This window comes from Streptomyces sp. NPDC028298, assembly GCF_055565895.1.
On sequence record NZ_JBVHTL010000002.1, the window covers coordinates 675636 to 702388 of the forward strand.

Below are 26753 nucleotides of genomic sequence, written 5' to 3' on the forward strand. Positions count from 1 at the left end.
GGCGCGGTGGTCAGCGCAGGTGCGAGGTGTCGTTGAACAGGCGGACGCTCGCGTTGCCGTCCCCGTAGTACGCCACCGCCGACAGCGACGCCGCCGACAGTTCCATCCGGAACAGGGACTCCGGCGGGGCGCCGAGGGCCAGTCGTACGAGGGTCTTGATCGGCGTGACGTGCGTGACGAGCAGGACCGTGCGGCCGGCGTAGGCGGCGATCAGCTTGTCGCGGGTGGCCGCCATGCGCAGCGCCGTCGCGGCGAAGCTCTCGCCGCCGCCGGTCGGTTCGGCCTCCGGGGAGGCGAGCCAGGCGTTCAGGTCGTCCGGGTGGCGTTCGCGCACCTCGCCGAAGGTCAGCCCCTCCCAGGCGCCGAAGTCCGTCTCGCGCAGGCCGTCCTCGATGACGACGTCGAGGCCGAGCCGGGCGGCGACGGCGGCCGCGGTCTCGCGGGTGCGGGCCAGCGGGGAGGCCACGACGGCCTGGATGGTGCCGCGTGCCGCCAGTGCCGCGGCGACGCGCTCCGCCTGTTCGCGGCCCGCGGCGGACAGGGACGGGTCGGTGCCGCCGCTGCCCGAGAACCGCTTCTGCGGGGTCAGGGGGGTCTCGCCGTGGCGGAGCAGGACGAAGGTGGCGGGGGCGCCCATGTCCGGCGGGGCGCTCCAGCCTGCGGTGGGCGTGGTGGCGGCCACGTTTCTCGCGGCGCGCTCGTCGTCACCGGGCTTTCCGGCTCGGCCGGGGGCTCCCGGCCCTGCGGGCGCCTTGCCGGCTTCGCCGCCGGTCGACGGGGTGCCGCCTGTGGCCGTCGGCCGGGTGCCGCCCGCCGGGGGCTGGTCGCGCAGTTCCCCGCGCCCCTGACGGGGCGCTGCCCCTGCCGCCGGGATCGCGGCTTCGCCGCCGGACGACGGGGTGCTGCCTGTGGCCGTCGGCCGGGTGCCGCCCGCCGGGGGCTGGTCGCGCAGTTCCTCGCGCCCCTCAAGGGGCGCTGCCCCCGCCGCCGGGATCGCGGCTTCGCCGCCGGACGACGGGGTGCCGCCTGTGGCCGTCGGCCGGGTGCCTCCCGACGGGGGCTGGGCGCGCAGTTCCTCGCGCCCCTCGCGGGGCACGTGCGTGCCACCCGGCGCCGTCGGCCGGGTATCGCCCGTCGCGGGCTGGGCGTGCAGTTCCTCGCGGGGTGCTGCCCCCGTCGCCTTGTGGGGTGTTTCTCCTTCGCGGGATTCCTTCAGGGCCGCTCGGGCCCTTGCCGCGCCCGCTGTCGCGTCGCCGGGTGGGCCCGTCGGGTCGGGTGCCGCGGCGCGGGCCGCGCGGGCGTTCAGTTCGGCGGTCGACGCGGACGGGGACCAGGCCTCGCCGCGCTTGCCGGCGTCCATCGCCTCGTTGGCCAGACGGTCCGCGTGCTTGTTGCGTTCGCGCGGCATCCACTCGTACGTGACCTGGGAGCCCGGGAGGACCGCGGCCGCCCGTGCCGCCAGCGGCTTCATGTCCGGGTGCTTGATCTTCCAGCGCCCGGACATCTGCTCCACGACGAGCTTGGAGTCCATCCGGACCCTGACCCGCGCGGTCGCGTCGAGGTCGCGGGCCGCCTCCAGACCCGCGACGAGGCCCCGGTACTCGGCGACGTTGTTGGTGGCGACGCCGATGTACTCGGCGCGCTCCGCCAGCGTCTCCCCGGTGGCCGCGTCGATCACCACGGAGCCGTAGCCCGCGGGCCCCGGGTTGCCCCGGGAACCTCCGTCGGCCTCGACGATGAACTCCCGCACGGACGAGTCTCCCTACAGGCCGGACTCGGACGTACGCACCAGGATGCGCTGGCAGTTCTCGCAGCGCAGGACGGCGTCGGGAGCGGCCGCCTTCACCTCGTTGACCTCGGTGATGTTGAGCTCCAGGCGGCAGCCCTCGCAGCGGCGCTGGTAGAGCCGGGCGGCGCCGACGCCACCCTGCTGGAGGCGCAGCTTGTCGTAGAGCTTGAGGAGATCGGCGGGCACGGAGGCCGAGATGACCTCGCGCTCCTTGGTGACCGAGGCGGCCTCACCGTCGAACTGCTCGAAGGCGGCGTCCCGGCGCGCGGTCGCGTCGTCGATCTTGGCCTGGACGGAGGAGACCCGCTCGGTCAGCTCGGCGACCCGCTCCTGGGCGGACTCGCGGCGCTCCATGACCTCGAGGACGACGTCCTCCAGGTCGCCCTGGCGCTTGGCGAGGGAGACGATCTCGCGCTGGAGGTTCTCCAGGTCCTTGGGGGAGGTGACGGCGCCCGAGTCGAGGCGCTGCTGGTCGCGGACGGCACGCTGGCGCACCTGGTCGACGTCCTGCTCGGCCTTGGTCTGCTCGCGGGCGCAGTCGCTCTCCTCGGTCTGCGCGGCGACGAGCAGGTCGCGGAGCTGGGTGAGGTCCTTGTTCAGCGACTCGATCTCGGCGTGCTCGGGCAGCGACTTCCGCTTGTGCGCGAGCTGCTGCAGCCGCGAGTCGAGGGACTGGACGTCGAGAAGTCGGATCTGGTCGGCGGGCGCGGCGTTCAGTTGGGGGCTCCTGATGTGTCGTTGTGTGAGGCCGCGTGGGCGGTCCAGGGGTCGGTGACCGTCCGGGAGACGTGGACGCGCAGTCCCCATCCCTTCCGGTCGGAGATCTCGTCGAGCTGGGCGGCGGCCAGCTCGCACCAGGGCCACTCGGTGGCCCAGTGCGCCGCGTCGAGCAGCGCGAGAGGACTGTGGGCGCGGGCCTCGGACACCGGGTGGTGCCGCAGGTCCGCGGTGAGGAAGGCGTCCACGCCGGCGGCGCGCACGTCCTCGAAGAGGCTGTCGCCGGAGCCGCCGCTGACGGCGACGGTCCGCACCAGCGCCTCGGGGTCGCCCGCGACGCGGATGCCCTGCGCGGTGGCGGGCAGCCGCTCGGCGGCGCGGGCGGCGAGTTCGCGCACGGTCAGCGGATGGTCGAGCTCGCAGACGCGGCCGAGGCCACGGCGTCCCTCGGGGTCGGTGGTGTCCGGTACGAGGGGCCGTACGACCCTGAGGTCCAGCGCCCCGGCCAGCGCGTCGCTGACTCCCGGGTCGGCACGGTCGGCGTTGGTGTGGGCGACGTGCAGCGCGATGTCGTTCTTGATCAGCGTGTGCACGACCCGGCCCTTGAAGGTGCCGGCCGCCACCGTCGTCGTACCGCGCAGATAGAGCGGGTGGTGGGTGACGAGCAGGTCGGCCTCCAGCTTCACCGCCTCGTCGACGATGTCCTGGACCGGGTCGACGGCGAACAGGACGCGCGTGACGTCCTGGTCGGGGTCGCCGCAGACGGTGCCGACCGCGTCCCATCCCTCGGCCCGCTCGGGGGGCCAGAGGGCGTCGAGCTCGGCGATGACTTCAGACAGACGGGGCACGGGGAAAGGCTACCTGGCTCACGTCCCTGTCCGACCGGTCGTGGGCCACCGGCCCGTACCGGGGGCGGGCGCGGGACGAGCGGGTCCGCGCCGGGGCCGGGCCGGGGCCGGGGCGGGACGTGGTTTCCGCCGGTTTCCGGCGTACGTCTTCGCGCCATCGTTCAGCACATCCGCCCCGTTCCCTCAGGAGAATCCCGACAGGGCCACCCTTATGTGTGAAGCAACAGCCCGTCGCTCCCCCGCGTGTGCGTGCGAAAACTACCTTCGTCGCCGGAGGTGACCGAACGATGACGGCCGGTGCGAGAGAACCCGAGGTGCGCAGCGAGCGTGCGAACGGCGGCGAGTACGGTGACGCCACGAGCCGGTGGGCCGCTCCTCCCGGCTGCGTGATCACCGCCGACGGCGCCTACGGGGCACGGCTCGCCCGCGACGGCGACTCCTGGTATCCGGAGCGCTGGACCCTGGACGGCCCCGAGCCGTACGCCGTACCGCTGCCCGGTCCGCAGCCGGAGCAGCCCGGCAGCGAGGTGCTGCCACTGACCGACGGCAGGGTGCTGATCCACCGGGTGCACGACGGGCGCCACACCTTCTCCCTGCTGTATCCGACCGGTCCGGGCACCGGCGAGCTCCCGCTGGGCGCGGTGGAGTGTCCCGACGCGGGCACCGTGCTGCGGCTGCTGCCGCCCGCGCCGGACGGGGAGCGCGCGTACGCCCTGGCGGTGGGCCGGGGGTCGACGGCGGTGTGGCTGGTCGCGGGCGGCGCGTTCGGCCCGGAACATCTGGCGGAGGTCCCGGGCCACTGCTCGGGAGGGGTGTGGCTGGACCGTACGGGACGTCTGCTCGCGCTGGACCGCTTCCATGACGGCCGTACGAAGAGCGTGGTCGTCGACCTGGAGCGCGGCGGAGAGGTGTCACCGCTCCTCCAGATCTCCGAGCACAGCAACGACCGGCTGCTCCTCGCGGACGCGGACAGCGGGCTCCTGCTCATCCGGTCCGACGCGCCGTCGCCCGGCCGGGACCGGCTCGGCTGGGGCGTGCTCGGCAGCACCCTGCCCGTCCGCTTCCCGGACTGTCTGAGCGCGACGGGCTGCTCGATCAGCCCGTTCGCGATCCAGCCGGGACAGGTGCTGACCCCGGAGTCCTGCGCGGTCGCCCTGCGCATGGACGGACCGGGCGGCACCTGGGTGGGCGTGTGGCGTCCGACCGAGCGCCGGATCGACCATCGGCCAGCGCCGGAGGGCTGGTTGCCCGGCACCGGGCTGTGGACCGCGGAGGGGGTGCTCCACCTGCCGTACGTGACGGGGGGCGTCCCCTGCGGTGTCGCGCGGCTGGCGGCGACCGGGCGGGCGGAGGAGCCGGACACGGGGGATCCGGCGCTCCGCGGGCTCCCGGCACCGCGGCCGGTCCCTCTCCAGCAGGCGCCGCTGCGGACCGCGCCGACGGCCGCATCACCGCACCGGGCCCAAGCCCCGGCTCCGGCCCCGGCCCCGGCCCCGGGAACCGAGCAGCCTCGGGCGCTCCCGGTCCACCTGACCCTCGGCGGCGGCACCGCCCGCGCGTCGAGGGAGGAGGCGGTCCACGCCGTCGACGCAGCGGCCCGCGCCGTCCATGCCGTCCACGGAGGGGAGGCCTCGTCCGCCGGCACGGATTCCGCGCCGGACGGGACGGGTTCCGCGCCCGGGGGCCAGGAGCCGCTGTCGACGGTGACGAGCCTCACCCCGAGGACCTCGCCCGGCGAAGCGCGGCGTGCGGACACGCACCCCGGCCTCGCGACGGGCGCGGCGCTCCCGCCCGCCGTGCGGCCGGATGACGAACGGACCGAACCGGTCCCGCCGGTCGCGCGACGCGCCCCCGAACCCGCCCCGCCCGCCGCCGCACGGCAACACCAGCCCCAACCCCGGACCCAGCCGAGCCGCTGGACCAGGGTTCCCCTGCCCCTCGCACCGGACCGGAGACCCCGGGCGGAGGCCGCCGGACCACCCGCACAGGAACAGGGCATCTGGACCGAGCACCCCGGAACACCGGCACAGGACCAGGGACATCCGGCCGAAGCGGTCGGAACGTCCGTACGGGAGCGGGCGCATCCGACCGGAGGCCCCGCAACACCGGCGCCCGAGCAGAGACGCCGGGCCGAAGCCGCCGCAAGTGCCGCGGCCCAGGCGGACCTCTGGACCAAGGTCGCCGAGACTCCCCCGCCCGGTATGAGCCTCAGGACCCGGGCCGACGGGACACTCCCGGGCGGCATGACCGTCACCGTCGAACCGGCCGGGCCGCTCCCGCCGGCCACGACCATCGCCCCCGCCCAGGCCACAGCCGTCGTTCCCGTCATCCCCGCCACGGCCGCCACCGAGGCCGCCGCTGAGGCCGCAAGGGAGGCCGGGGCCGCCGCGCGGACCAAGGCGGCCTTCGAGGCGGCCTCCGAGGCCGAAGTCCGCAGCGCGGACACCGCCGTCGCCGGAACGGGCCGCCCCACCGAACCCGCCCCCACGACCACCGAAGCCGACGACAACCGGCCCGACGGCACCCGGCCCCACCGCAAGCCGACCCCCCGCACCGACCCGGGTCTGTGGACCAAGGTCGCCGAGACTCCCCCGCCCGGCATGAACCTCGGTGCCCTGACCGGCGCGACACCCGCGGGCGGGACCGTCTCCGGGGACGGGAACACCGACGCGGTGCCGGCCACCGGTGAGTTCAGGGGGCAGGTCGCCCTGAGGTCCCTCGCCGCCGTGGCGCACCTCCCCGCGGAGTCCGGGGTTCCGAGTGTGACGGCCCACACGGACGAGGAGAAAAGGGGCAGCAGGGGCGAAGAAACGTCACCCTCCGACTCCCGCGCGATGACCGCACGTTAGACTCCCCCGGCTGTAAAGAAGGATCTTGCATACGGGGTGAACACTTCAATGAACGACTCGAGCACCATGGAAGCGCCGGGCGCGGACGTCCACGAGACGTCGGCGGCCCGGTCCGAAGGCCACGGCAGACACCGCGGCCCGGTCTCCGGCCACGACGACGAGGCGACCCCTCAGGGCCGCCACCGCAAGCCGTCCGGCCAGTCGGCCACGACGGCCTGACGGACCTCACGGCAGCCGGAACCGGCGTACGGCCCCGCTCGCACCTTGGCGAGCGGGGCCGTGCCCGTTCGGGGCGTCCCGGCCGACGGGCGCGATCCGCCGACGACCGTCCGTTCGGCGAGGGGCCCTCGGCGAAGAGCCCTCAGCGGGGCGCGTCCTCCCGTTTGAGACCCAGCACCTCCATCGCCGCGAACGTCTCGCCGCTCGGCCGGTCCGCGTAGTACGGGGTGAGCAGCGCGTCGAGCTCGTCGTGGCTGAAGGTGTCCTGCTTGCTGTCGAACTTCACCGCCACCCGGGGCCGTTCGACGACCGCGACCATTCCTCCGTGCACGACGAGGAGCTGCCCGTTGACGTGCGCGGCGGCGGGTGAGGCCAAGTAGCCGACGAGCGGGGCGACATGCTCGGGGGCGAGCGGGTCGAGGCCCTCGTCCGGCTGCCCGAATCCGGCGAAGACGTCCTCCGTCATCCGGGTCCGGGCGCGCGGGCAGATGACGTTGGCCGTGACGCCGTACTTGGCGAGTGCCAGCGCCGTCGAGGTGGTCAGCCCGACGATTCCGCCTTTCGCCGCCGCGTAGTTGGGCTGTCCGGCGGAGCCGGCGAGGAACGCCTCGGACGAGGTGTTCACGATCCGTCCGTAGACGGGCCCGTCGGCCGCCTTGGAGCGGGCCCGCCAGTGCGCGGAGGCGAAGTGGGTGGTGTTGAAATGGCCCTTGAGGTGGACCCTGATGACCGAGTCCCACTCGTCCTCGGTCATCGAGAAGACCATCCGGTCGCGCAGGATGCCCGCGTTGTTGACGAGGATGTCCAGCTTCCCGAACGCGGTGACGGCCGACTCGACCAGTTCGCGGGCCTGTTCGTGGTCGGCGACGTCCCCGGTGTGGGCGACGGCCCGGCCGCCGCTGTCGCGGATCTCGGCGGCGACCTCTTCGGCGGGGGTGGCCGAGGCCGCGCCCGATCCGTCCCGTCCGGGCTGTCCGTAGTCGTTGACGACGACGGCGGCGCCCAGCCGGCCGAGTTCCAGCGCCTCGGCCCGGCCGAGCCCGCGCCCCGCGCCGGTGACGATCGCGGTGAGCCCTTCAAGTGGCAGTGACATCAGGGTCCTTAGCGGTTGGGGTGGAGGTCCGCGCCCGGGTCAGATCTCGATGCACGTCCGCAGGGCGGTGCCCGAACGCATCTGGTCGAGCGCCTCGTTGATCCCGACCAGCGGAACCCGGTGGGTGATCAGGCCTTCGAGGTCGATGCGGCCCGCGCGCCACAGGGCGATCGTGCGCTCGTAGGAGGCGAGGACGTCCCCGCCGCCGTACATGGAGGGCAGGATGCGCTTCTCGTCGAAGAACAGCTCGAACATGTTGAGCTGGAGGAAGTCGTCCATGGCGCCGGCGCCGACGACCACGAGGGTGCCGCCGCGGCGGGTGTGGTCGTAGGCGGTGCGGGCGGTGGCCGACCTGCCGACGACCTCGAAGACGTAGTCGAAGCCCTCGCCCGCGGTCACCGACTGCTTGGCGTCGGCGAGTTCGTCGGGCGAGACGGCCCGGGTGGCACCGAAGCCGAGGGCGGCCTCGCGGCGGGAGGCGACCGGGTCGACGGCGACGATCTCCGCGGCCCCCTTGAGCCGGGCGCCCTGGATCGCGGAGATGCCGACGCCGCCGCAGCCGATGACGGCGACCGACGAACCGGCCTCCACGTCGGCGGTGTTGAGGGCCGCGCCGAGTCCGGTGGTGACGCCGCAGCCGATCAGGGCGGCGATGTCGAAGGGCACGTCGTCGGGGATGGGAACCGCGCAGCCGGCGGAGACGACGACCTCCTCGGTGAAGGTGCCGGTGCCGGCGAAGCCGAAGACGTCGCCGCCGGGGCGCTTGAAGTTGGGGGTGCCCGCGTTCATGAAGCCGGCCAGGCACAGTTCGGTCTGGCCCCGCTTGCAGGCGGGACAGGCGCCGCAGGCGGGCAGCCAGCAGATGACGACGCGGTCGCCGGGCTTCACGTGGGTGACGCCCTCGCCGACCTCGGTGATCTCGCCGGCGCCCTCGTGTCCGGGCACGAACGGCGCGGGCTGCGGCAGGACGCCGTTCATCGCGGACAGGTCCGAGTGGCACAGTCCCGTGGCCCGCACCCGGATGCGCACCTTGCCGGGCCCGAAGCCCACCGCCTCGACGTCATCGAGGACCTCGAGCTTGTCCTGGCCTATCTCGTGCAGTACGGCTGCGCGCATGGTGCGGCTCCCCTCGGGACGGTTCGTACGGGTGTCAGAGGTGTTCGACGACGGTGTCGGCGAGGACCGGCGCGTCGTCCCGCTCGACCGCGCTCACCGCGACCCGGACCGCGCCGTCGCCCCGCCACATCCGGATGCGCAGGGTCTCGCCGGGGAAGACGACTCCGGCGAAGCGGGTGGTGTACGCGCGGACGCGGGTCACATCGCCGCCGAGCAGGGTGTCGACGACGGCCTTGAGCGTCATGCCGTACGTGCACAGCCCGTGCAGGATGGGCCGGTCGAAGCCGGCGAGCTTGGCGAACTCGGGGTCGGCGTGCAGCGGGTTCCAGTCCCCGGAGAGCCGGTAGAGCAGGGCCTGTTCCTCGCGGATCGGGCGTTCGACGGTGCGGTCCGGTGGGCCGGAGGGGGCTTCGAGGCGGGCACTGGGCCCACGGTCGCCGCCCCAGCCGCCTTCGCCGCGTACGAAGATCTGGGCGTCGTTGGTCCACAACGGGCCCTCGGCGTCGGTCACTTCGGTGCGCATGACGAGGACGGCGGCGGTGCCCTTGTCGTAGACGGCGGCGATGCGGCCGGTGGCGGTGGCCGTGCCCTCGGCGGGGATCGGCCGGTGCAGCCGGACGCTCTGGCCGCCGTGCAGGACGCGGGCGAGGTCGACGTCGATGCCGGGCATGGACAGTGAGCTGATCACGCCCGGTGAGCCGGCGCCCGCGACGGTGGCGAAGCTCGGCAGGACGTGCAGCCGGGATTCGAGGGTGTAGCGCAGTTCGTCGGGGTCGGTCGCGGGGACGCCCGCGCCGAGGCCGAGGTGGTAGAGCTGGACGTCCTTGTGACTCCAGGCGATCTCGCCGGTCCGCGGTTCCGCTGCGACGGCCTTGGCGGCGTCAATGGGCATGGGGCTCCTTGCTCGACTGCGCGAAAGACCTCGGTGCGGCCGTCCGCACCGTCGGCCGCACCGAGGTCGCCACTGGGCCGCGGAACCCGCTCGTTCTAGAACGCGTTCCAGTACGGCGAACCCTTGTATAGCCGAGCGCCCAGCACTTGTGAAGACTACTGACGCCATGTCAGATCGAGGCGCGTCGCGGCCGGCGGCGGGTCGCGGGGCGGGCTGCGGGGAGTCGTGGTGCGGCCGTCGGCCGTGACATTTGTCCCGGCCGATCGCCGACAACTGCATCTGCCGGGGCACCGCCCCGGACCCCTAGCGTCGTCCTCATGACACGGACGACGGGGACGACGGCGGGAAAGCCGGAGGGAACGTGCGCGCCGCCGGTGACGGGGACGACACCGGCGGTGCGGTTCAGGGGCGCGGTCAAGACCTTCGGCGACGTGCGCGCCGTGGACGGTCTCGACCTGGACGTGGCGAACGGCGAGACGGTGGCGCTGCTGGGACGCAACGGAGCGGGGAAGTCGACGGCGATCTCGCTGCTCCTCGGCCTGGACGAGCCGGACGAGGGCTCGGTCGCGCTCTTCGGCGGCCGCCCGCAGGACTCGGTGCGCGCCGGACGGGTCGGCGCGATGCTCCAGGACAGCCGGCCGGTGCCGCGGGTCACCGTCCGGGAGCTGGTCTCCTTCGTGGCGGGACGCTATCCGGCGCCCCTGCCGGTGGCCGAGGCGCTGCGGCTGGCGGGCGTCACGGAGCTGGCCGGGCGACGCGTCGACCGGCTGTCGGGAGGGCAGACGCAGCGGGTGCGCTTCGCCGTGGCGCTGGCCGGGAATCCCGCGCTGATCGTGCTGGACGAGCCCACCGCGGCGCTCGACGTGGAGGCACGGCACGCGTTCTGGGAGTCGATGCGGGCCTACGCCCGGCGCGGCCACACCGTGCTGTTCTCCACGCACTACCTGGATGAGGCCGACGCGCACGCCGACCGGATCGTCGTCGTGGACCGGGGGCGGCTCGTCGCGAACGGGACCGGGGAGGAGCTCCGGCGGTCGGTGGGCGGCAACCTGGTCTCCTTCGACCTGGCGGGGCTCGCCGCGGACGCTCTGGCGCTGCTGCCGGGGGTGGTGTCCGTGGAGGTGCGCGGGGAGCGGGCCCGGCTGCGCACGGACGACTCCGACGCGACGGTGGTCGCGCTGGCCGAACGGGGGGCGATCCGCGGTCTGGAGGTCGTCCCGGCGTCCCTGGACGACGCTTTCTTGGCCCTCACCTCACGCGACCGGGAGACGGTGTGATGTTCGACTATCTGCGGCTCGAAGTGCGCCGGACGCTGCGCGACACCGGCTTCGTGATCGGCGGCGTCGCGATGCCGGTGATGATGTATCTGCTGTTCACCAACCTCGGCGGGGGCGACGACGGGGCGTGGAGGACCGCGTCGATGGTCGGCATGGCGGCCTACGGGGCGGTCGGCTCGGCGCTGAACACCGGCGGCGGGGTCGCCGAGGACAAGGTGACCGGCTGGCTGCGGCAGCTCCGGGTGACCCCGATGACCTCGCGCGAGGTGGTGCTCGGCCGGGCGCTGACCGGTTCGGTGACGGTGCTGCCCGCGATCGTCTCGGTGCTCGCGGCCGGCGGCCTGGTCAACGGCGTGCGGCTGGACGTGTGGCAGTGGGCCGCGACGGCGCTGCTGCTGTGGCTCGGCTCGATCCCGTTCACCCTGCTGGGCCTCGGCAACGGCTACCGGATGACCGCGCAGACGACGGGCGTCGTGAACATGGTGTGCAATCTGGGGCTGGCGGTGGTGGGCGGGCTGTGGTTCCCGCTCGCCCTCTTCCCCGGCTGGCTGCGCTCGGTCTCCGCGTACACGCCCACGAACCGGTTCGCGCAGCTCGGCGTGTCGGTCACCGAGGGCCGGGCGCCCGGCGCCACGGCGGTGGCGGTGCTGGTCGCCTGGCTGCTGGTGTTCGGTTCGTACGCCGTGGTCTCGTACCGTCGATCAGCACGAACCGTCTGAACGGGGAGCGGGACATGTCCTGGATGAAAGGCATCGGCTGCCAGGTCCGCGCGCTGCGGGCCGAACGGAGGCGCTGGAAGGCCGACATGGAGCGGTTCAAGGAGGAACAGCGGGCCGCGCGCCGGAGCGGCGGCGCGATGCCGGAGAACCCGGGGCCGCCGCCGACGGGCTTCGCGCTGCTGCCGTGGCTGCTGCTGGGGATGGGCGCGTTCTCCAACCTCTTCCAGGGCCGGACCCCGCAGCCCTGGGTCGGCGCTCTTGGCCTGCTGGCCTTCAACTCCCTGTACATCTACGTGACGTTCCGCGCGTTCACGAAGGCGACGAGGCAGGCCCGGTCGACCCGGGTCGCGCTCGTCCTGATGGGCGTGGTCACCTGCGCGCTGGCCATCGGGTACGGCGGAACCTGGCTGTACTTCTTCCCGCTGCTCGGGCTGGCCACCGGGGCGGTGGTGCGCGGGCCCTGGCTCGGGAAGATCGGCCTCGGTCTGACGGTGCTCGCCGCGTCGGTGTCCGTCTTCCGGGCGGGCTGGGACGCGGTGAACGTCGCCTACGGCACCTTCCTGTCCACGATGGTGACGGCCGCGATCCTCTCCCTCTCCGAGGCGGTACGGGAACTGCGGGCGGCCCGCGAGGAACTGGCGCGCCGGGCCGTGGAGAAGGAGCGGATGCGCTTCTCGCGCGACCTGCACGACCTGCTCGGGCACACGCTGTCCGTCATCGTGGTGAAGTCGGAGGCGGCCCGCAGGCTGGCTCCCCGGGATCTGGACGCGGCGCTCACGCAGGTCACGGACATCGAGTCGGTCGGCCGGCAGGCGCTGACGGAGATCCGTGAGGCGGTCACCGGCTATCGCGAGGGCAGCCTCGCCACAGAGCTGGACCGGGCCCGCTCGGCGCTGTCGGCGGCGCGGGTGGAGCCGGTCGTACGGCAGTCGGGGCCGCCGCTGGTCCCGCAGACGGAGGCCCTGCTCGGCTGGGTGCTGCGCGAGGCCGTCACCAACGTCGTGCGCCACAGCGACGCGACGCGCTGCGAGATCACCGTCGACGGGACCGCGGACGTCGTCCGGCTGACCGTCTCGGACAACGGCACCGACGCCTCCCCGGCACAGCCCGAACCGGGGGTCGGCGGCACCGGCCTCAAGGGCCTCACCGAACGTCTCGCGACGGCCGGCGGCTCCCTGCGGGCGGGCCGGACCGCGCGCGGCGGGTTCGAGGTGAGGGCCGAACTGCCGGTGGAGGCGGCGGACTTGACGGAGGCGTCGGTCTGAGGGCGGAACTCCGCCCGGCGGCGGGGCCGTGGGGGCCGGTCCGTCGCCGGGCGGCCGGGGCTACGGAGCCCAGGGAGCCGTCACGGCCCAGCTCACGTCGTCCGTCCACGAGGTGGCGCTGTCGAAGGCGTTCGAGCCTCCGTCGCTCGCGATGTAGAGGGTGTGGTTGTAGTGCCGGAGGTAGCGCGTCGGGTAGTTGTACGACGCGAACGAGGTCCCCGTACCGCTCTTGCCGCTCTGGGCGCAGAACGTGGCGTCCTGTCTGAACTGCGTGGTGCCGGTCATGGGCTGCCGGTAGAGCTGGTAGTTGAAGTGGCGCAGGAAGTCGCCCGGGTAGTTCCGTGACTCGAACGAGTAGCAGGAACTGTCGGCGAGCCCCCGGCGGACGATCCAGGTGGCGTCGCTCTTGTCGAGTGCCGCACTGCCCGAGGTGATCGTCGAGACGACCGCCGCGTCGTTCTGGTGGCGGACGTAGCCGGTCGTGCAGCACGCGGTGGTGGCGCGCAGCGAGATCTCGGACCCGGCCGTGAGCGAGCCCGTGCTGCCGGTCGGGCCGCCGTAGCCGACGGAGACGATGTTCGACTGCACCTGGTCGTCGGCGGCGTCCGTCGGGATGCCCGCGGTCATGACGCCCTCGAAGAAGGAGCCGATGGAGCCGTTGCTGTTGTCGCCTCCGGTGCCGAGGACGATCGCGCCTTCCTGGTGCATGGGCGAGTAGCCTCCGGCGGTGGGTTCACCGCCGGAATAGGTGGTCGTGAGAGCGCCCGATCGGGCGTTGCCGTATTTCAGCGCGAAATGGTCCTGACCGTTGTTCTTCAGCAAAGCGGTCACGAACGGCATCGGGCCGGTTCCGGTGTTCGACGTGTTCCTGCTGTATCCGGCGTCCGACTGGAAGAGCCCGTTCTCCAGGTCGGCCTGCACCCAGGGGCCCTGGCCGTAGCAGGGCGAGAACCAGCACTCGGTGCCGAAGTTGATGGCGTCCATGTGGCCGTTGCCGGTGTCGAGGTTGTTGGTCTCGGCGTTGCCGTAGTCGAAACAGCAGCTCCCGTTGACGTGGGTGCCGGAGGTCACCATGTACATCCCCTCGGCGGCGCCGTTCGTGGCGACTCCCGAGGTGGAGTTGTCGCGGTAGCCCATGCCGGCGGAGATCTCCAGGCCGTAGACCTGATGGCCGCCGGCGGTCACCGGCAGCGCGTCCGCGGGCGCCCCGACGTCGGCGGCCCCCGCCCCGCCCGCGCCCTCGACCGTGAGGTCGTTGTGGCGCGAGGACTGGTCGTAGATCTTCGTGACGATGCAGGTGGTGCCGCCGCAGAAGGAGTCCTGCGCCGCCGCGTTCGCGTACCCGCCGGCCGCGAGGAGACCGATGTTCGCGGTGGCGCCGTCGGAGGCGCGCTGCACCTGGTAGAGCGAGCCGTTGTACGAGGAGTAGAGCGCCCTGACGAGGCTGTGCGCGGCGACACAGGGGGTGCCGGCGGTGGCGTAGACGTCGCACGGGAGCGAGCCCGCGGCGGTGGCCTGCGGCGCGCCGACGGCGAACGCGACGACGGCCGCCGTCACCGACAGCGCGGCCAGGACTGTGTTTCTGAGGCGCTGTAAGCGCACGAAGGCTGACAACACGGTGCACCTCTTCCGTTCCTGGTAGGACAGTGCGGGTGCCCGGTCGAAATACCGGACATCGTTCGATCGATATGCCGAACCCCTTCACGGTCGAAATTCCGAACGTTTGCGGAAAACGGTCCGGCCCGGGAAAAACCAAGGGGAGCGCTGAATTCCGAGGCGATTATTTGCCTGCGGCCGGGGGCCGTCAAGACGCGCGGACACGGACGAGGACGATTTCCCGGAATCCGCCGGAACGCGCGGGGCGGGCCGCGGGACGCCCGTCTCGTCCTACCCTTGGCCGCGTGAACGAGATGCCCCGGGACCACCGGCCCGCCAAGTCCGTCCGTGTCCTGCTCGCCGAGGACCAGAAGATGATGCGTGGGGCACTCGCCCTGCTGCTCGGGATGGAGCCGGACATCGAGGTGGTCGCGCAGGTGTCCGCGGGCGACGAGATCGTGGACGCGGTGCTCACGAGCCGGCCCGATGTGGCCCTGCTGGACATCGAGTTGCCGGGGATGAGCGGACTGGACGCCGCCGCCGAACTGCGGGAGCAGGCGCCCGACTGCCGGGTGCTGATCCTCACCACCTTCGGCCGCCCCGGCTATCTGCGCCGGGCCATGGAGGCGGGGGCCGCCGGGTTCCTGGTCAAGGACGGGCCCGTGGAGGAACTGGCCGAGGCGATCCGGCGGGTCCTGACCGGGGAGACCGTCATCGATCCCGCGCTCGCCGCCGCGGCGCTGAGCGCGGGACCCAGTCCGCTCACGGCCCGCGAGTGCGACGTCCTGAAGGCCTCGGTGGACGGGGCCACCGTCGCCGACATCGCCGGCAAGCTGCACCTCTCCGAGTCGACCGTCCGCAACTACCTCTCGTCCGCCATCGGCAAGACGGGCACCCGCAACCGCATGGAGGCGATGCGGGAGGCCCGCCAACAGGGGTGGCTGTAGCCCCGGGAGATCCTCAGGGCTTCGTCACCACCGCGTCCGCCGACCCGCTGCCCTTGCCCTCCGGTGCCACGCACACGAACCAGTCGGGCAGGGAACCGTCCACCCGCCAGATCAGGTTCGGAACGCCGTAGGGAAGCATGGTGCCCCGGTGGGCGACCCTCCGGGCCTTGACCGTCGTGCCGTCGTCCCAGGTGCAGGTGACCTCCTTGGCGGTCTGGGCGACCTTGCCGATCACGAGCCCCTGAGGAGGCTTCTTCTTCTCCTTGGCCGCCTCGGCGTCCAGCGGCAGCGAGAAGGCCTCGATGTCCTTGCCCGAGAACGGATCCTTCTTCTGGGCTCCGTCGATCGTGTCCCTCGAGTGCCCTACTCCGACCCGGACAACGCTGACGAAGGCCCACTTCTTGTCCGCGACGTCCGGAGCGTCCCTGGCACCCGTCGGCGTGACGCCGTACTGGGTCATCATCGTGCGCTGCTTCCGGGCCTCCGCCTCGTCCTTCGGCGCCGGCCACATGTCCACGAGGACCGACCATGTCGTGTGGTCGGGGTTGGTCCACTGCGACACGAAGGTTCCCCGTGGCCCGAGGGTCCGCCACTCCTCCGGAAGGCCGCCCGGTCCGGTCCCGGGGCTGATCGACGGGCGAACGGGGCCGGCCGGCACGACCCCCTTGGCGTCGTCGCCGCTGCCGCCGGTCAGCGCCAGTGTCCCCGTGGACCCGGCGACGACCAGGGCGACCGCCGCCGCCGTCGCCCACCGGCGCGCCCTGCGGCGCCGGCCGCCGCGCAGCACCGCCTGGTAGGGGGCCGTACCGATCTCGACCCCGTCCGCCGCCTCGGCCAGCAGGAAGGAGATGTCCGCGTCCGTCGCCGCCATGTCGTGATTCGTCTCCCGGTTCGCGCTCATCGGATCCGCCCTCCCTGCGCCATCGTGTCCGCCAGCTCCGGTACGGCACGGAGCTTCGCGATGCCCTTGGCCGCGTTGCTCTTCACCGCGCCCACCGAGCAGCCCATCGCCTCGGCCGCCTGGCTCTCGCTCAGGTCCTCCCAGTAGCGCAGGACCACCGCCTCGCGCTGGCGCGGGGGCAGTTGGGACAGCGCGGCGATCAGGGTGCCGCGGTCGTCGGCGCGCGCGATCGCGTCGGCGCCGTCGGGGACCTCGTGTCCGATCCCCGAGTCGTCCCTCGGCGCGAGGAACTCCTTCAGTTTTCTGCGGTGTCTTCGAGCGTGCGCGTTGATCATCATGCGCCGCACGTACGCGTCCGGTTCGTCGGCCGAGCCGACCCGGCGCCAGGCCACGTACACCTGCTCCAGCGTCGTCTGGACCAGGTCCTCGGCGGCGTGCTGCTCCCCCGTCAGGAGAAACGCCGTACGCATCAGCCGCGGCCAGCGACCGACCACGAAGCCCTGGAACTCCTCGTCCCGAGCCTGCTTCCGAACCCCCATGGGCACCTCCTAGTGACCCAAGGAGTCCACAGGCACCTGAATTCGTTGCCTCACCGCCGTGACATCGTCCGGGGCAGCCACAAGAACATCAGGACGGCCCCGGCGAGCAGCATCACGCCGCTGACGCGGAACGCCAGCGCGTACCCGGCGGTCAGCGCCTCCCCCGCGAGGCTTCCCCCGGTACGGGCCGCCGCGATCGTGGACATCACCGCGAGTCCCAGCGAACCGCCCATCACCCGCGAGGTGTTGACCAGGCCCGAGACCACCCCCGCGTCCTCCGGCACCGCGCCCGAGGTCGCGATCGCGGCCAGCGGTGTCGCGGCCAGACCGGCGCCCGCCATCATCAGGACGCCGGGGAGCATGATGGCCGTGAGGTACGGGCCGTCCGCCGTCATCGTCGACTGCCAGCCGAACCCGGCCGCGGCCAGGAGCGTGCCGAGCACCGCCACGTTGCGCGCGCCGACGACCGGCATCAGGCGGGGCGCCGACTTCGAGCCGACGACCACGGCGAGCGAGCTCGGCACCAGGGCGAGGCCCGCGCCGAGCGGCGAGTAGCCGAGCACGTTCTGCGCGTACAGCGTCATGAAGAACCACATGCAGAACATCGCCGAGCCGGAGACGAACATGGCCGCGTTCGCGGACGCCACCGAGCGCAGCCGCAGCAGCTTCAGCGGCATCAACGGCGCTCCGGTCCGGGCCTCGACGGCCAGGAAGGCCCCGATGAGCGCCGCTCCCGCGCCGAGCGGTACGAGTGTCTCCGTCGCGGTCCAGCCCTCGGCCTCCGTCTGCACGATCCCGTACGCGAGGGTCGCGAGTCCCGCCGTCACCAGGAGCGCGCCCGGCAGGTCGAGCCGCCGCCCGTCCCCGGCCCGGCTCTCCCTCAGCCGGTACGCCGCGCCGGCCAGCACGAGCGCGCCGACGGGCACGTTGATGAGGAGCACCCAGCGCCACGACAGCCCGTCGACCAGCAGTCCGCCGACGAGTCCGCCCGCCGCGCCGCCACCGGCTCCCACGGCGGTCCAGGTCGCGATGGCCCGCGCCCGTGCGGGGCCCTCGGGGACGGCGGACGTCAGGATCGTCAGGGTCGAGGGCGCGAGCACCGCCGCCCCCAGGCCCTGCGCGGCGCGCGCGACGAGCAGTTGGGTGCCCTCCTGGGCGAGGCCTCCGGCGGCCGAGGCCAGCGTGAACAGCGCCAGACCCACCAGGAACATCCGCTTGCGCCCGTACAGGTCACCGGCCCGCCCGCCCAGGAGCATGAATCCGGCGAAGGCGATGGAGTAGGCGTTCACCACCCACTGGAGTCCGGGGGCGCTCAGCCCCAGGTCGGCGCGCATGGAGGGCAGGGCCACGTTGACGACGGACACGTCCAGGACGACCAGGAACTGTCCGGCGCACGCGAGCGCGATCACCACCCAGGTGGGCGGGGCGGTACGGGCGGTCGTCCTGGTGTCTTCAGCGGCTCGGAGCATGACTGTCATGCTCTCAACCCGCTGACGCTCCTTGCATCGGTATTTCGGCGCAGCCGGACGTGGGACACCGGACCTAGGCCCTGTCCGCGAGGTCGCCCCCGTGACTCCCCCTGTGACTCCCGGTGCCCTAGGACCTGCGCAGCAGGGTGACCACCGCAGCGCCGCCCAGTCCGATGTTGTGCGCGAGCCCGACGCGTGCGCCCTGGACCTGCCGGGCCTCGGCCTGTCCCCGCAACTGCCAGACCAGTTCGGCCACTTGCGCGATCCCGGTGGCCCCCAGGGGGTGCCCCTTGGAGATCAGCCCGCCGGAGGGGTTGACCACCCAGCGTCCGCCGTACGTCGTCGCCCCGGACTCCACGAGTGCGCCCGACTCTCCTTCCGCGCACATGCCGAGGGCCTCGTAGGTCAGCAGTTCGTTGACGGAGAAGCAGTCGTGGAGCTCCACGACGTCCACGTCCTCGATGCCGAGCCCGGAGCGCTCGTACACCCGGCGCGCGGCATCCCGCGACATCGGCCGGCCGACGACGTCGATGCAGGAACCGGAGGCGAAGGACTCCTCGGTGTCGGTGGCCATCGCCTGCGCGACGATCTCGACCGCCCTGTCCTCCAGCGCGTGCCGCTCGGCGAACCGTTCGGACACGACGACGGCCGCGGCGGCTCCGTCGGAGGTGGGCGAGCACTGGAGTCGGGTGAGCGGCCGGTGCACGGCCTTGGCGGCGAGGATCTCGTCGACGGAGTACACGTCCTGGAACTGGGCGTAGGGGTTGTGCGCCGAGTGGCGGTGGTTCTTGGCGCCGACGGCGGCGAGCTGGGCCTCGGTCGTGCCGTACCGCTCCATGTGCTCACGGGCCGCGTCGCCGAAGATCTGCGCGGTGGGCGGTGACATCTCGAAACCGTGCCGGGCGGCCATGATCCCGTAGTGGCGGGCGACCGGTGACGTGGCGAAGTCCCCGCCGTCGGCTCCCGACCCGAGCGATCCCCGCTTCATCTTCTCGAAGCCCAGCGCGAGGACGCAGTCGCTGACGCCGCCCTCCACGAACTGCCGGGCCAGCATCAACGCGCTCGCCCCGGTGGCGCAGTTGTTGTTCACGTTGTAGACGGGCACGCCGGTCAGGCCCAGTTCGTAGGCGGCGCGCTGACCGGCGGTGGACGGCTGGAAGCAGTGGCCGACGGGGACCTGTTCCACGTCCGTGTAGGAGATGCCCGCGTCGGCCAGGGCGTTGGTGCCGGCCTCGCGGACCATGTCCCAGTACTGCCACTCCCGGGTCTCGGGCTTCTCGAACCTGGTCATGCCGACACCGACGACGTACGTCCTCATGGCGCGCTCCTAGTCCCGTGGCAGGCCGAGCAGGCGCTCGGCGACGACGTTGAGCTGGACCTGGGTGGTGCCGCCCGCGATGGTCAGGCACCGGGAGAGCAGGAATCCGTGCACCGCCCGTTTGCCGGGGCCCTCGCACGACGCGCCTTCGGGGCCGAGGAGTTCGAGCGCGAGTTCGGCGACCTTCTGCTGGTGCGCGGTCTGCACCAGTTTGCGGACGGAGGCGCCCGCGCCGGGCTCCACGCCGGAGACCCGGCGCAGGGTGGTGCGCAGCGTGACGCAGGCCAGGGCGTGGGCCTCGGCCAGCAGCGCCCCCAGCCGGGAGGCGTCGACGTCGGCCGGTATCAGCGCCTCCAGGCCGGTGTCGAAGGTCAACTGGTCGGCCATGTGGACGCGTTCGTTGCCGAGCGTGTTGCGGGCCACCCGCCAGCCGTCGTCGACCTCGCCGACGACCGCGTCCGCGGGCAGCAGCACGTCGTCGAACCAGACCTCGTTGAAGAGGGAGTCCCCGGTGATCTCCTTCAGGGGGCGGATGTCGATGCCGTCCGTGGTCTTCATGTCGACGACGAAATAGGTGAGCCCCTTGTGCTTGGGCGCGGCCGGGTTCGTCCGGGCGAGGAGGATCCCGTGGTCGGCCCACTGCGCCGCGCTCGTCCACACCTTCTGTCCGTTGATCCGCCATCGCCCGTCGGCGGTGCGCTCGGCGCTGGTGCGCAGCGAGGCGAGGTCGGATCCGGCGCCGGGCTCGGAGAAGAGCTGGCACCACAGGACGTCGCCGCGCAGGGTGGGCAGCAGATAGCGCTCCTGCTGCCGCGGGGTCCCGTGCGCGATGAGGGACGGCACGACCCAGGTCGCGATCCCCAGGTCGCTGATCCGCACTCCGGCCGCGGTCAGCTCCTGCTGCACGGCGAGCTGCTGGACCGGGCCCGCGCCGAGGCCGTGGGGCGGGGGCAGGTGCGGGGCGGCGTAGCCGGTGGGCGCCAGCGTCCGGCGGGCCTCCGCGGGGCCGAGCCCGCGCACCCGGTCGGCCACCGCACGGGCCTCGGCCCGGTACGCGGACGCCTCCGGGGGCAGCTCCAGGCGTAGTTCCCGCCGTACGCCGGAGCGCGCGAGCCGTACGGCCCGCCGCAGGTGTCCGCTCCCGGCGCCGAGCAACTGCCGTGCCACCAGGGCCCGGCGCAGATACAGATGGGCGTCGTGCTCCCAGGTGAACCCGATGCCGCCGAGGATCTGGACGCAGTCCTTGGCGCAGGAGGCGGCGGCGTCGAGGGCGGTGCCGGCGGCGAGCGCGGCCACCAGCCCCCGCGCACCGGGCGGCTCCTGGGCCGCGCGGGCCGCGTCCCAGGTGAGCGCTCTCGCCTGTTCCAGCCGCAGGAGCATGTCGGCGCACAGGTGCTTGACGCCCTGGAAGTGTCCGATGGGGCGGCCGAACTGCTCGCGGACCCTGGCGTGCGCGGCGGCCGTCTCCAGCGACCAGGCCGCGGTGCCGCAGGCGTCGGCGGCGAGGACGACGGCGGCGAGGTCCGTGACCAGCGACGGGTCGACCGCGAGGACGCGGCCGGCGGGGACCCGTACCCGTTCGGCCCGGACCTCGGCGGTCCCCCGGGTCGGATCGGCGCTCTCGTGCGGCCGGACGACCAGGTCGGCGGCGTCCACCACCAGCCGGATCACGCCGTCGGCCGCGGCGCCCGTCCCGGCGGCGGCATCCGTGCCGGAGCCGCGTTCGGGCCCGGCGAGTGTCGCCGCCAGCACGAGCACGTCCGCGTCGGCGCCCGACAGCACGGGCGGCGCCGTCCCGTCCAGCACGTATCCGCCGTCCACCGCCAGAGCCGTCAGGGAACCGGCGCCGAACGCGACGGCACCGATGCGCTCCCCGCACCCCAGGGCCCGTACGAGATCGGCGCGCCCCGAATCCCGTACGAGATCGATGCGCTCCCGCTCCCGTACGGCATCGGCGCGCCCCGAAGCCCGTACGGAATCACCCGATGAGCCCGGTTCACCCGCGAGTTCCGCCGCCAGCACCGCCGACGCCAGGACGTTCGCGACGAAGGGCCCCGGCAGTGCCGCCCGAGCGGCCTCCTCCACGACGACGGCCAGGTCGGCCAGGTCACCGCCGCCACCCCCGTACGCCTCGGGCAGGTGCACGGCGAGCAGCCCCTGCCCGGCCAGCGCGTCCCAGAACGAGGGCCTGCCGCCACCGGGCGCGTCCAGGAGTTTGCGGACCTCCTCGGGCGGCACGGCGCGGGCGATCCAGCCGCGCACGGCCTCGGCCAGCTCCCCCTGCTCCGGCGTCACCGCGATGCCCATGCATGCCTCCCCCGAAGGCCCAAGGTGCGTGGATCCGCGCCAGACTAGAACACGTTTCATTCTGACGATAGGTCAGATACCCATGGATCGGTCAAGAATTCGTTAGTACGCCGAAGCATCGGAATAGTTGCCCGGGCACACCGGGTTCCCCCTGCACGTACCTCGCGTGGACCACCCGACCGACGCCCCCGCATCCCCCTGGATCACCCGGCCGACCGTCTCCCCGGCATCCGCACGGAACCCCTCGCTCCGCTCCCGAGAGCTCCCTTCGCTATGGCCTGGAGGCCCCCCTCAATGACGCACACGACGACCGACCGACCCGCGCGGAGGCCCGGCGGCGCGACCGTGCCGGTGCTCGCCTTCGCGGGCATCGTTGTCGCGGTGATGCAGACCCTGCTCGTCCCGGTCATCAAGGACCTGCCGGCGCTGCTGGACACCGCGCCCAGCAACGCCACCTGGGTCCTGACCTCGACCCTGCTCGCGGGTGCCGTGGCCACCCCGATCATGGGCCGCCTCGGCGACCTCTTCGGCAAGCGGCGCATGCTGCTGACCAGCCTGTCCATCATGGTGATCGGCGCCCTGATCAGCGCGCTGACCAGCACCCTGCTGCCGATGATCGTGGGCCGCTCGCTCCAGGGCTTCGCGATGGGCGCGATCCCGCTCGGCATCGGCCTGATGCGCGACCTGCTCCCCCGCGAGAAGCTCGGCTCCGCCATGGCCCTGATGAGCTCCTCGATCGGCGTCGGCGGCGGACTCGCGCTGCCCGCCGCGGCCCTCGTCGCCCAGCACGCCGACTGGCACGCCCTCTTCTACGGCGCCGCCGGACTCGGCGTCGTCTCGATCGTCCTCACCCTCCTCGTCGTGCCGGAGTCCCCGATGCGGGCCAAGGGCACCTTCGACGTGCTCGGCGCGATCGGCCTGTCCATCGGACTCGTGCTCTTCCTGCTGCCGATCACCAAGGGCAGCGACTGGGGCTGGACCGCGCCCACCACGCTCGGCCTGTTCGGCGCGTCCGTCGCCGTCCTGCTGCTGTGGGGCGTCATGGAGCTGCGCCTGAAGGCCCCCCTGGTCGACCTGCGCACCACGGCCCGCCCCGCGGTCCTCTTCACCAACCTCGCCTCGATCATGGTCGGCGTCTCCTTCTACGTCGTCTCCCTCGTCCTGCCGCAACTGCTCCAGCTCCCGAAGTCCACCGGCTACGGCCTCGGCCAGTCGATGGTGAGCGCGGGCCTGCTCGTCATGCCGCTGGGCCTGACGATGATGGTCACGGCGCCCGTGTACGCGCGGCTGTCGGCGAAGTACGGCCCCAAGGTCACCCTGATCATCGGCATGGTGATCATCGGCATCGGCTACGGCGCGGGCCTCGGCCTGATGAGCGCCGCCTGGCAGTCCCTGGTCATCGCCGTGATCCTCGGCGCGGGCATCGGCCTCGCCTACTCCTCGCTCCCCGCCCTGATCATCGGTTCCGTCCCGGCCTCGGAGACCGGCGCGGCCAACGGTCTGAACACCCTCATGCGTTCCATCGGCACGTCGGTGTCGAGCGCCGTCATCGGCATGGTGCTCGCCAACACCGCGCACCACGTCGGCGGGGTCGCGATCCCCACCATGCACGGCTTCCGCGTGTCCTTCCTGATCGCGACGGGCGCGGTCGCGGTCGGCCTGCTGATGGCCCTGTTCCTGCCCGGCCGACGCCCGGCGACCAAGCCCTCGCTGCTGGCGAGCAGCGAGGAGGAGGCGGCCCTGGAGCGGGCGCACGAGATCCTCGGCGGCTTCCGCGGCCGGGTGCTGGACGCCGAGGGCGGCCCCGTCGCCCGCGCCAAGGTCACCCTGATCGACCGGCGCGGCCGCCAGGCGGGCGCCACCCTCTCCGCCGAGGACGGCAGCTACGCGCTCGCCGTACCGGCCCAGGGCGCGTACGTGCTCGCCGCGCGGGCGGCCGGCCACGGCCCGCTCGCCTCCTCGGCCACCCACGCGGGCGACGACTCCCCGGTCGCCCTCGACCTCTCGCTGCCGGGCGAGAACGCCGACGTCACGGCCTGACGCACCGGCCTCGCGAGTGATCATCGCCACCCCCGCCGCCCACGCGGCGGGGGTGTGGTGCACGATGCTGCGCGTACCCGTTGTCCGCACCGCTGGAGTTCGCACCGATGGAGGAAAACCCCATGTCCTCGGCACCCAAGCCCGAGATCCTCGCCGCCTTCGAGGCCGCGAAGGGGTTCATGCCGCGCGGTGAGGGACTCGCGCTCCACGCCGCCGCGGTGGAGGCCGGACGGCTCGGGCTGCCGCTCCTGGAGGTCGGCACCTACTGCGGCCGTTCCACGATCCTGCTCGCGGACGCGGCCCGCGAGGCCGGGGTGACCGCCCTCACGGTCGACCACCACCGGGGCAGCGAGGAGCAGCAGCCGGGCTGGGAGTACCACGACCCGACCACGGTCGACCCGGAGCTCGGCCTGATGGACACGCTCCCCACCTTCCGCCGCACCCTGCACCGGGCGGGCCTGGAGGAGCACGTGGTCGCGCTGGTCGGCCGCTCGCCGCAGATCGCCGCGTTCTGGGGCACGCCCCTCGGTCTCGTCTTCATCGACGGCGGCCACACCGACGAGCACGCGAGCGGCGACTACGAGGGCTGGGCGCCGCACGTCGCCGAGGGCGGCCTCCTCGTCATCCACGACGTGTTCCCCGACCCCGTCGACGAGTTCACCGGCCAGGCCCCCTACCGCGTCTACCTCAGGGCCCTGGAATCGGGCGCGTTCACCGAGACCGCGGTGAGCGGCTCCCTGCGCGTACTGCGGCGAACCGGAGCGGGGATCTGAGCACCCGGTTAGAGTCGCTGACGTGTCGTACGTAGGCCCAGACTTCGATCCGCCCCAGCCGCGCCGCTCCCGGCGCGGACCGCTCACCGTCGCGCTCGCCGCGCTCGTACCCGGCGCACTGGCCGGGTACCTCGTGTGGCAGGCCGTGGGAGACGGCTCGGGAGGCGGGTCCGACCGGGCCGTCTCCCCGGCGTCGTCCTCCGCGCCCGGCTCCGGCTCCCCTTCCGCACCGGCGTCCGCCTCCACGAAGGACGACGGCCGGCCGGGCTCGTCCTCGGCACCGGCGCCCTCACGCTCCTCCTCGTCCTCCCCGTCCTCGAAGCCGGCCGCGTCCGGCTCCCTCAAGGGCAAGGTCATCGTCATCGACCCGGGGCACAATCCCGCCAACTTCCGGCACGCCTCCGAGATCAACCGCAAGGTGAACATCGGAACGAACTGGAAGGAGTGCGACACCACCGGCACGTCGACCAACGCGGGTTACACGGAAGCCCGGTTCACCCTCGACGTCGCGCACCGCATGCGGGCCATCCTCGAAAAGCAGGGCGCCACGGTGAAGTTGACCCAGGACGGCGACCGTTCCTTCGGTCCCTGCGTCGACGAGCGCGCCCGCATCGGCAACGCGGCGCACGCGGACGCGGTCGTCTCCCTGCACGCCGACGGATCGGCGGCGGGCAACCGCGGCTTCCACGTGATCCTTCCGGCGTCCGTGCACGCGGGGGCCGCCGACACCCGCCCGATCGTCGCCGCCTCCCGCGACCTCGGCGAGCACATCGCCGGTCTGTTCGTCCGCGAGACGGGCAGCGCGCCCTCCAACTACGTCGGTGACGGAACCGGACTGGTGGTCCGTAAGGACCTCGGCGGTCTCAATCTGTCAACGGTTCCGAAGGTGTTCATCGAGTGCGGCAACATGCGCGATACGAAGGACGCGGCGCTGCTCACCAGTGGCGCCTGGCGGGAGAAAGCGGCACGGGGGATCTCTGAAGGAATCGTTGGTTTCCTGCACGGGTAGTGATCTACGGATCCAACCCGGCGACACCCTGATCGTCCGGGCGATAGTGTCGTCCGTACGATAAAGGGCCACCCCCGCGCTTCACACCGTGTGCCGACGGCTGCACCATGTCGGCGGCACGGCGTACGGCGATGCCTCACCGACGACGAGACGACTGACGAAGGACCTGAAGTGAATATCCGCTCCCTCACTCGAGGCGACGGCGTGGTGATCGGAGCAGCGGTGTTGCTGTTCATCGCGTCGTTCCTGCACCTCTACTCCGTTTCCGGGTACAACCTGGACACGAACGCCTGGGACAACCTCGGTTACGGCCTCGGCGTCTACATGGGCGGGGTCATCGGCGCCGCCCTGATCGTCGTCAACCGCTGCCTGCCCCAGCCGCGCAAGGTCCTCGGGCTCGACCTGGGCGCGGTCGGCGTGGCGTTCACGGTCCTCGTCGCGTGGACCCTGTTCTGGTCGCTCGTGGACGTCGGCGACGGCGCCAGCGCCGCCGCGGGTCTCATCCTCGGCTTCATCGCGGCCCTCGTCCTGGCCGGCGCGGCCGTCGCGACCCCGCTCGTCCCCGCGCTCCAGGCCGCCCTCATGGGTGCCCCGACCCCGATCGCCCCGGCGCCCTACGGCGGTCAGCCGCAGGGTGGTTACGGCTACCCGGGCGCCTCGCAGCCCGGCCAGCCCGCTCAGCAGCCCTACGGCGCCCAGCCCTCGCAGCCCACGCAGCCGTTCGGCGGACAGCCGAGCCAGCCGTCGGCTCCGCAGACGCAGTCGCCGGCCCAGGACTTCTCGCCGTTCTGGTTCGCCGTCCCGGTCGCCCGGCCGCTCTTCTCGGAGGACGGCGCCTCGACGCCGATCGCCGAACTGGCTCCGGGCACCTGGTACCTGGCCGTCGAGCAGCGTGGCGCGACCCTCGTGGCGCAGACGCAGGACGGTCGTCGTGGTGTGCTTCAGGACACCTCAGGGATCCAGCGCGGCTGATCCGCCCCTCGCTCGCGCGACGGCCCCCCGCCCTTTCCGGCGGGGGGCCGTTGTCGTACAGTCGCAGCACGCACCGGACCTGACGGATCGTCAGAACC

22 protein-coding genes are annotated in these 26753 nt (G+C 72.9%); 10 read left to right on the plus strand and 12 right to left on the minus strand.

The window, feature by feature from the left end:
- Window positions 1-10: 10 nt before the first annotated feature.
- From ACZ4TO_RS11530 to ACZ4TO_RS11540, 3 genes are read right to left on the minus strand one after another with little or no spacing between them, the layout of a single operon-like run.
- Window positions 11-1750 carry a bifunctional RNase H/acid phosphatase gene (locus tag ACZ4TO_RS11530; protein WP_468024052.1) on the minus strand — a complete coding sequence of 580 codons (1740 nt, stop codon included), beginning with the start codon at window positions 1748-1750 and terminating at the stop codon, window positions 11-13.
- A gap of 12 nt (window positions 1751-1762) precedes the next feature.
- Window positions 1763-2506 carry a zinc ribbon domain-containing protein gene (locus ACZ4TO_RS11535; RefSeq protein WP_382782737.1) on the minus strand — a complete coding sequence of 248 codons (744 nt, stop codon included), beginning with the start codon at window positions 2504-2506 and terminating at the stop codon, window positions 1763-1765.
- Window positions 2503-3354: a Nif3-like dinuclear metal center hexameric protein gene (locus ACZ4TO_RS11540; RefSeq protein ID WP_382781435.1), complete on the minus strand. Its 852-nt coding sequence runs from the start codon at window positions 3352-3354 to the stop codon at window positions 2503-2505. The genes ACZ4TO_RS11535 and ACZ4TO_RS11540 overlap by 4 nt, the downstream gene beginning before the upstream one ends.
- A gap of 287 nt (window positions 3355-3641) precedes the next feature.
- Between ACZ4TO_RS11540 and ACZ4TO_RS11545 the strand changes: the two genes are divergently transcribed.
- Entirely contained in the window at window positions 3642-6203 is a 2562-nt protein-coding gene (locus ACZ4TO_RS11545) for a hypothetical protein (RefSeq protein ID WP_468024053.1), read from the plus strand.
- 48 nt (window positions 6204-6251) lie between these two features.
- Window positions 6252-6422, plus strand: coding sequence for a hypothetical protein (locus tag ACZ4TO_RS11550; RefSeq protein WP_382781441.1), 171 nt, complete (start codon window positions 6252-6254; stop codon window positions 6420-6422).
- Between the two features lie 142 nt (window positions 6423-6564).
- On the opposite strand, the gene ACZ4TO_RS11555 is transcribed toward ACZ4TO_RS11550, so the two are convergent.
- Genes ACZ4TO_RS11555 through ACZ4TO_RS11565 form a run of 3 tightly spaced genes read right to left on the minus strand, consistent with a single transcriptional unit; the run spans window position 6565 to window position 9523 of the window.
- Window positions 6565-7515, minus strand: coding sequence for a 3-oxoacyl-ACP reductase (locus ACZ4TO_RS11555; protein ID WP_468024054.1), 951 nt, complete (start codon window positions 7513-7515; stop codon window positions 6565-6567).
- A 39-nt stretch (window positions 7516-7554) separates the two neighbouring features.
- Window positions 7555-8631, minus strand: a complete 1077-nt coding sequence (locus tag ACZ4TO_RS11560) for a Zn-dependent alcohol dehydrogenase (protein ID WP_468024055.1) — start codon at window positions 8629-8631, stop codon at window positions 7555-7557.
- A gap of 34 nt (window positions 8632-8665) precedes the next feature.
- Window positions 8666-9523 carry a MaoC/PaaZ C-terminal domain-containing protein gene (locus ACZ4TO_RS11565; RefSeq protein WP_385042144.1) on the minus strand — a complete coding sequence of 286 codons (858 nt, stop codon included), beginning with the start codon at window positions 9521-9523 and terminating at the stop codon, window positions 8666-8668.
- A 395-nt stretch (window positions 9524-9918) separates the two neighbouring features.
- Between ACZ4TO_RS11565 and ACZ4TO_RS11570 the strand changes: the two genes are divergently transcribed.
- Genes ACZ4TO_RS11570 through ACZ4TO_RS11580 form a run of 3 tightly spaced genes read left to right on the plus strand, consistent with a single transcriptional unit; the run spans window position 9919 to window position 12784 of the window.
- The gene (locus tag ACZ4TO_RS11570; RefSeq protein ID WP_468024365.1) at window positions 9919-10800 is read left to right on the plus strand and encodes an ABC transporter ATP-binding protein; all 882 of its coding nucleotides are present in this window, start codon (window positions 9919-9921) and stop codon (window positions 10798-10800) included.
- Window positions 10800-11519 carry an ABC transporter permease gene (locus tag ACZ4TO_RS11575; protein WP_468024056.1) on the plus strand — a complete coding sequence of 240 codons (720 nt, stop codon included), beginning with the start codon at window positions 10800-10802 and terminating at the stop codon, window positions 11517-11519. Before ACZ4TO_RS11570 ends, ACZ4TO_RS11575 begins: the two co-directional genes overlap by 1 nt.
- A 14-nt stretch (window positions 11520-11533) precedes the next feature.
- Window positions 11534-12784: a sensor histidine kinase gene (locus ACZ4TO_RS11580; protein WP_468024057.1), complete on the plus strand. Its 1251-nt coding sequence runs from the start codon at window positions 11534-11536 to the stop codon at window positions 12782-12784.
- Window positions 12785-12844: 60 nt separating this feature from the next.
- Here the strand turns inward: ACZ4TO_RS11580 and ACZ4TO_RS11585 are convergent, their stop codons facing one another.
- Window positions 12845-14386, minus strand: a complete 1542-nt coding sequence (locus ACZ4TO_RS11585) for an alpha-L-arabinofuranosidase B (protein WP_468024058.1) — start codon at window positions 14384-14386, stop codon at window positions 12845-12847.
- A 308-nt stretch (window positions 14387-14694) separates the two neighbouring features.
- Here ACZ4TO_RS11585 and ACZ4TO_RS11590 point away from each other — a divergent pair, with 308 nt between their 5' ends.
- Window positions 14695-15327, plus strand: a complete 633-nt coding sequence (locus ACZ4TO_RS11590) for a response regulator (protein ID WP_382782743.1) — start codon at window positions 14695-14697, stop codon at window positions 15325-15327.
- 13 nt (window positions 15328-15340) lie between these two features.
- Here the strand turns inward: ACZ4TO_RS11590 and ACZ4TO_RS11595 are convergent, their stop codons facing one another.
- The 5 genes from ACZ4TO_RS11595 to ACZ4TO_RS11615 form a co-directional block, all read right to left on the minus strand.
- Window positions 15341-16228: a hypothetical protein gene (locus ACZ4TO_RS11595; RefSeq protein WP_468024059.1), complete on the minus strand. Its 888-nt coding sequence runs from the start codon at window positions 16226-16228 to the stop codon at window positions 15341-15343.
- On the minus strand, window positions 16225-16767 hold the full coding sequence (locus tag ACZ4TO_RS11600) for a SigE family RNA polymerase sigma factor (RefSeq protein WP_382781464.1): 543 nt from the start codon (window positions 16765-16767) through the stop codon (window positions 16225-16227). The genes ACZ4TO_RS11595 and ACZ4TO_RS11600 overlap by 4 nt, the downstream gene beginning before the upstream one ends.
- Before the next feature lie 50 nt (window positions 16768-16817).
- A complete protein-coding gene (locus ACZ4TO_RS11605; RefSeq protein ID WP_468024060.1) occupies window positions 16818-18236 on the minus strand; it encodes an MFS transporter in 1419 nt (472 codons plus the stop codon).
- Between the two features lie 127 nt (window positions 18237-18363).
- Window positions 18364-19554: a lipid-transfer protein gene (locus ACZ4TO_RS11610; RefSeq protein ID WP_382781469.1), complete on the minus strand. Its 1191-nt coding sequence runs from the start codon at window positions 19552-19554 to the stop codon at window positions 18364-18366.
- A gap of 9 nt (window positions 19555-19563) precedes the next feature.
- Window positions 19564-21861, minus strand: coding sequence for an acyl-CoA dehydrogenase (locus ACZ4TO_RS11615; protein WP_468024061.1), 2298 nt, complete (start codon window positions 21859-21861; stop codon window positions 19564-19566).
- Between the two features lie 294 nt (window positions 21862-22155).
- Between ACZ4TO_RS11615 and ACZ4TO_RS11620 the strand changes: the two genes are divergently transcribed.
- The 4 genes from ACZ4TO_RS11620 (at window position 22156) to ACZ4TO_RS11635 (ending at window position 26655) form a co-directional block, all read left to right on the plus strand.
- The gene (locus ACZ4TO_RS11620; RefSeq protein ID WP_468024062.1) at window positions 22156-23901 is read left to right on the plus strand and encodes an MFS transporter; all 1746 of its coding nucleotides are present in this window, start codon (window positions 22156-22158) and stop codon (window positions 23899-23901) included.
- 122 nt (window positions 23902-24023) lie between these two features.
- A complete protein-coding gene (locus tag ACZ4TO_RS11625; protein ID WP_468024063.1) occupies window positions 24024-24674 on the plus strand; it encodes a class I SAM-dependent methyltransferase in 651 nt (216 codons plus the stop codon).
- A gap of 22 nt (window positions 24675-24696) precedes the next feature.
- Window positions 24697-25683: an N-acetylmuramoyl-L-alanine amidase gene (locus ACZ4TO_RS11630; RefSeq protein ID WP_385042151.1), complete on the plus strand. Its 987-nt coding sequence runs from the start codon at window positions 24697-24699 to the stop codon at window positions 25681-25683.
- 204 nt (window positions 25684-25887) lie between these two features.
- Window positions 25888-26655 carry a hypothetical protein gene (locus tag ACZ4TO_RS11635; protein ID WP_382781599.1) on the plus strand — a complete coding sequence of 256 codons (768 nt, stop codon included), beginning with the start codon at window positions 25888-25890 and terminating at the stop codon, window positions 26653-26655.
- Window positions 26656-26753 lie beyond the last annotated feature (98 nt).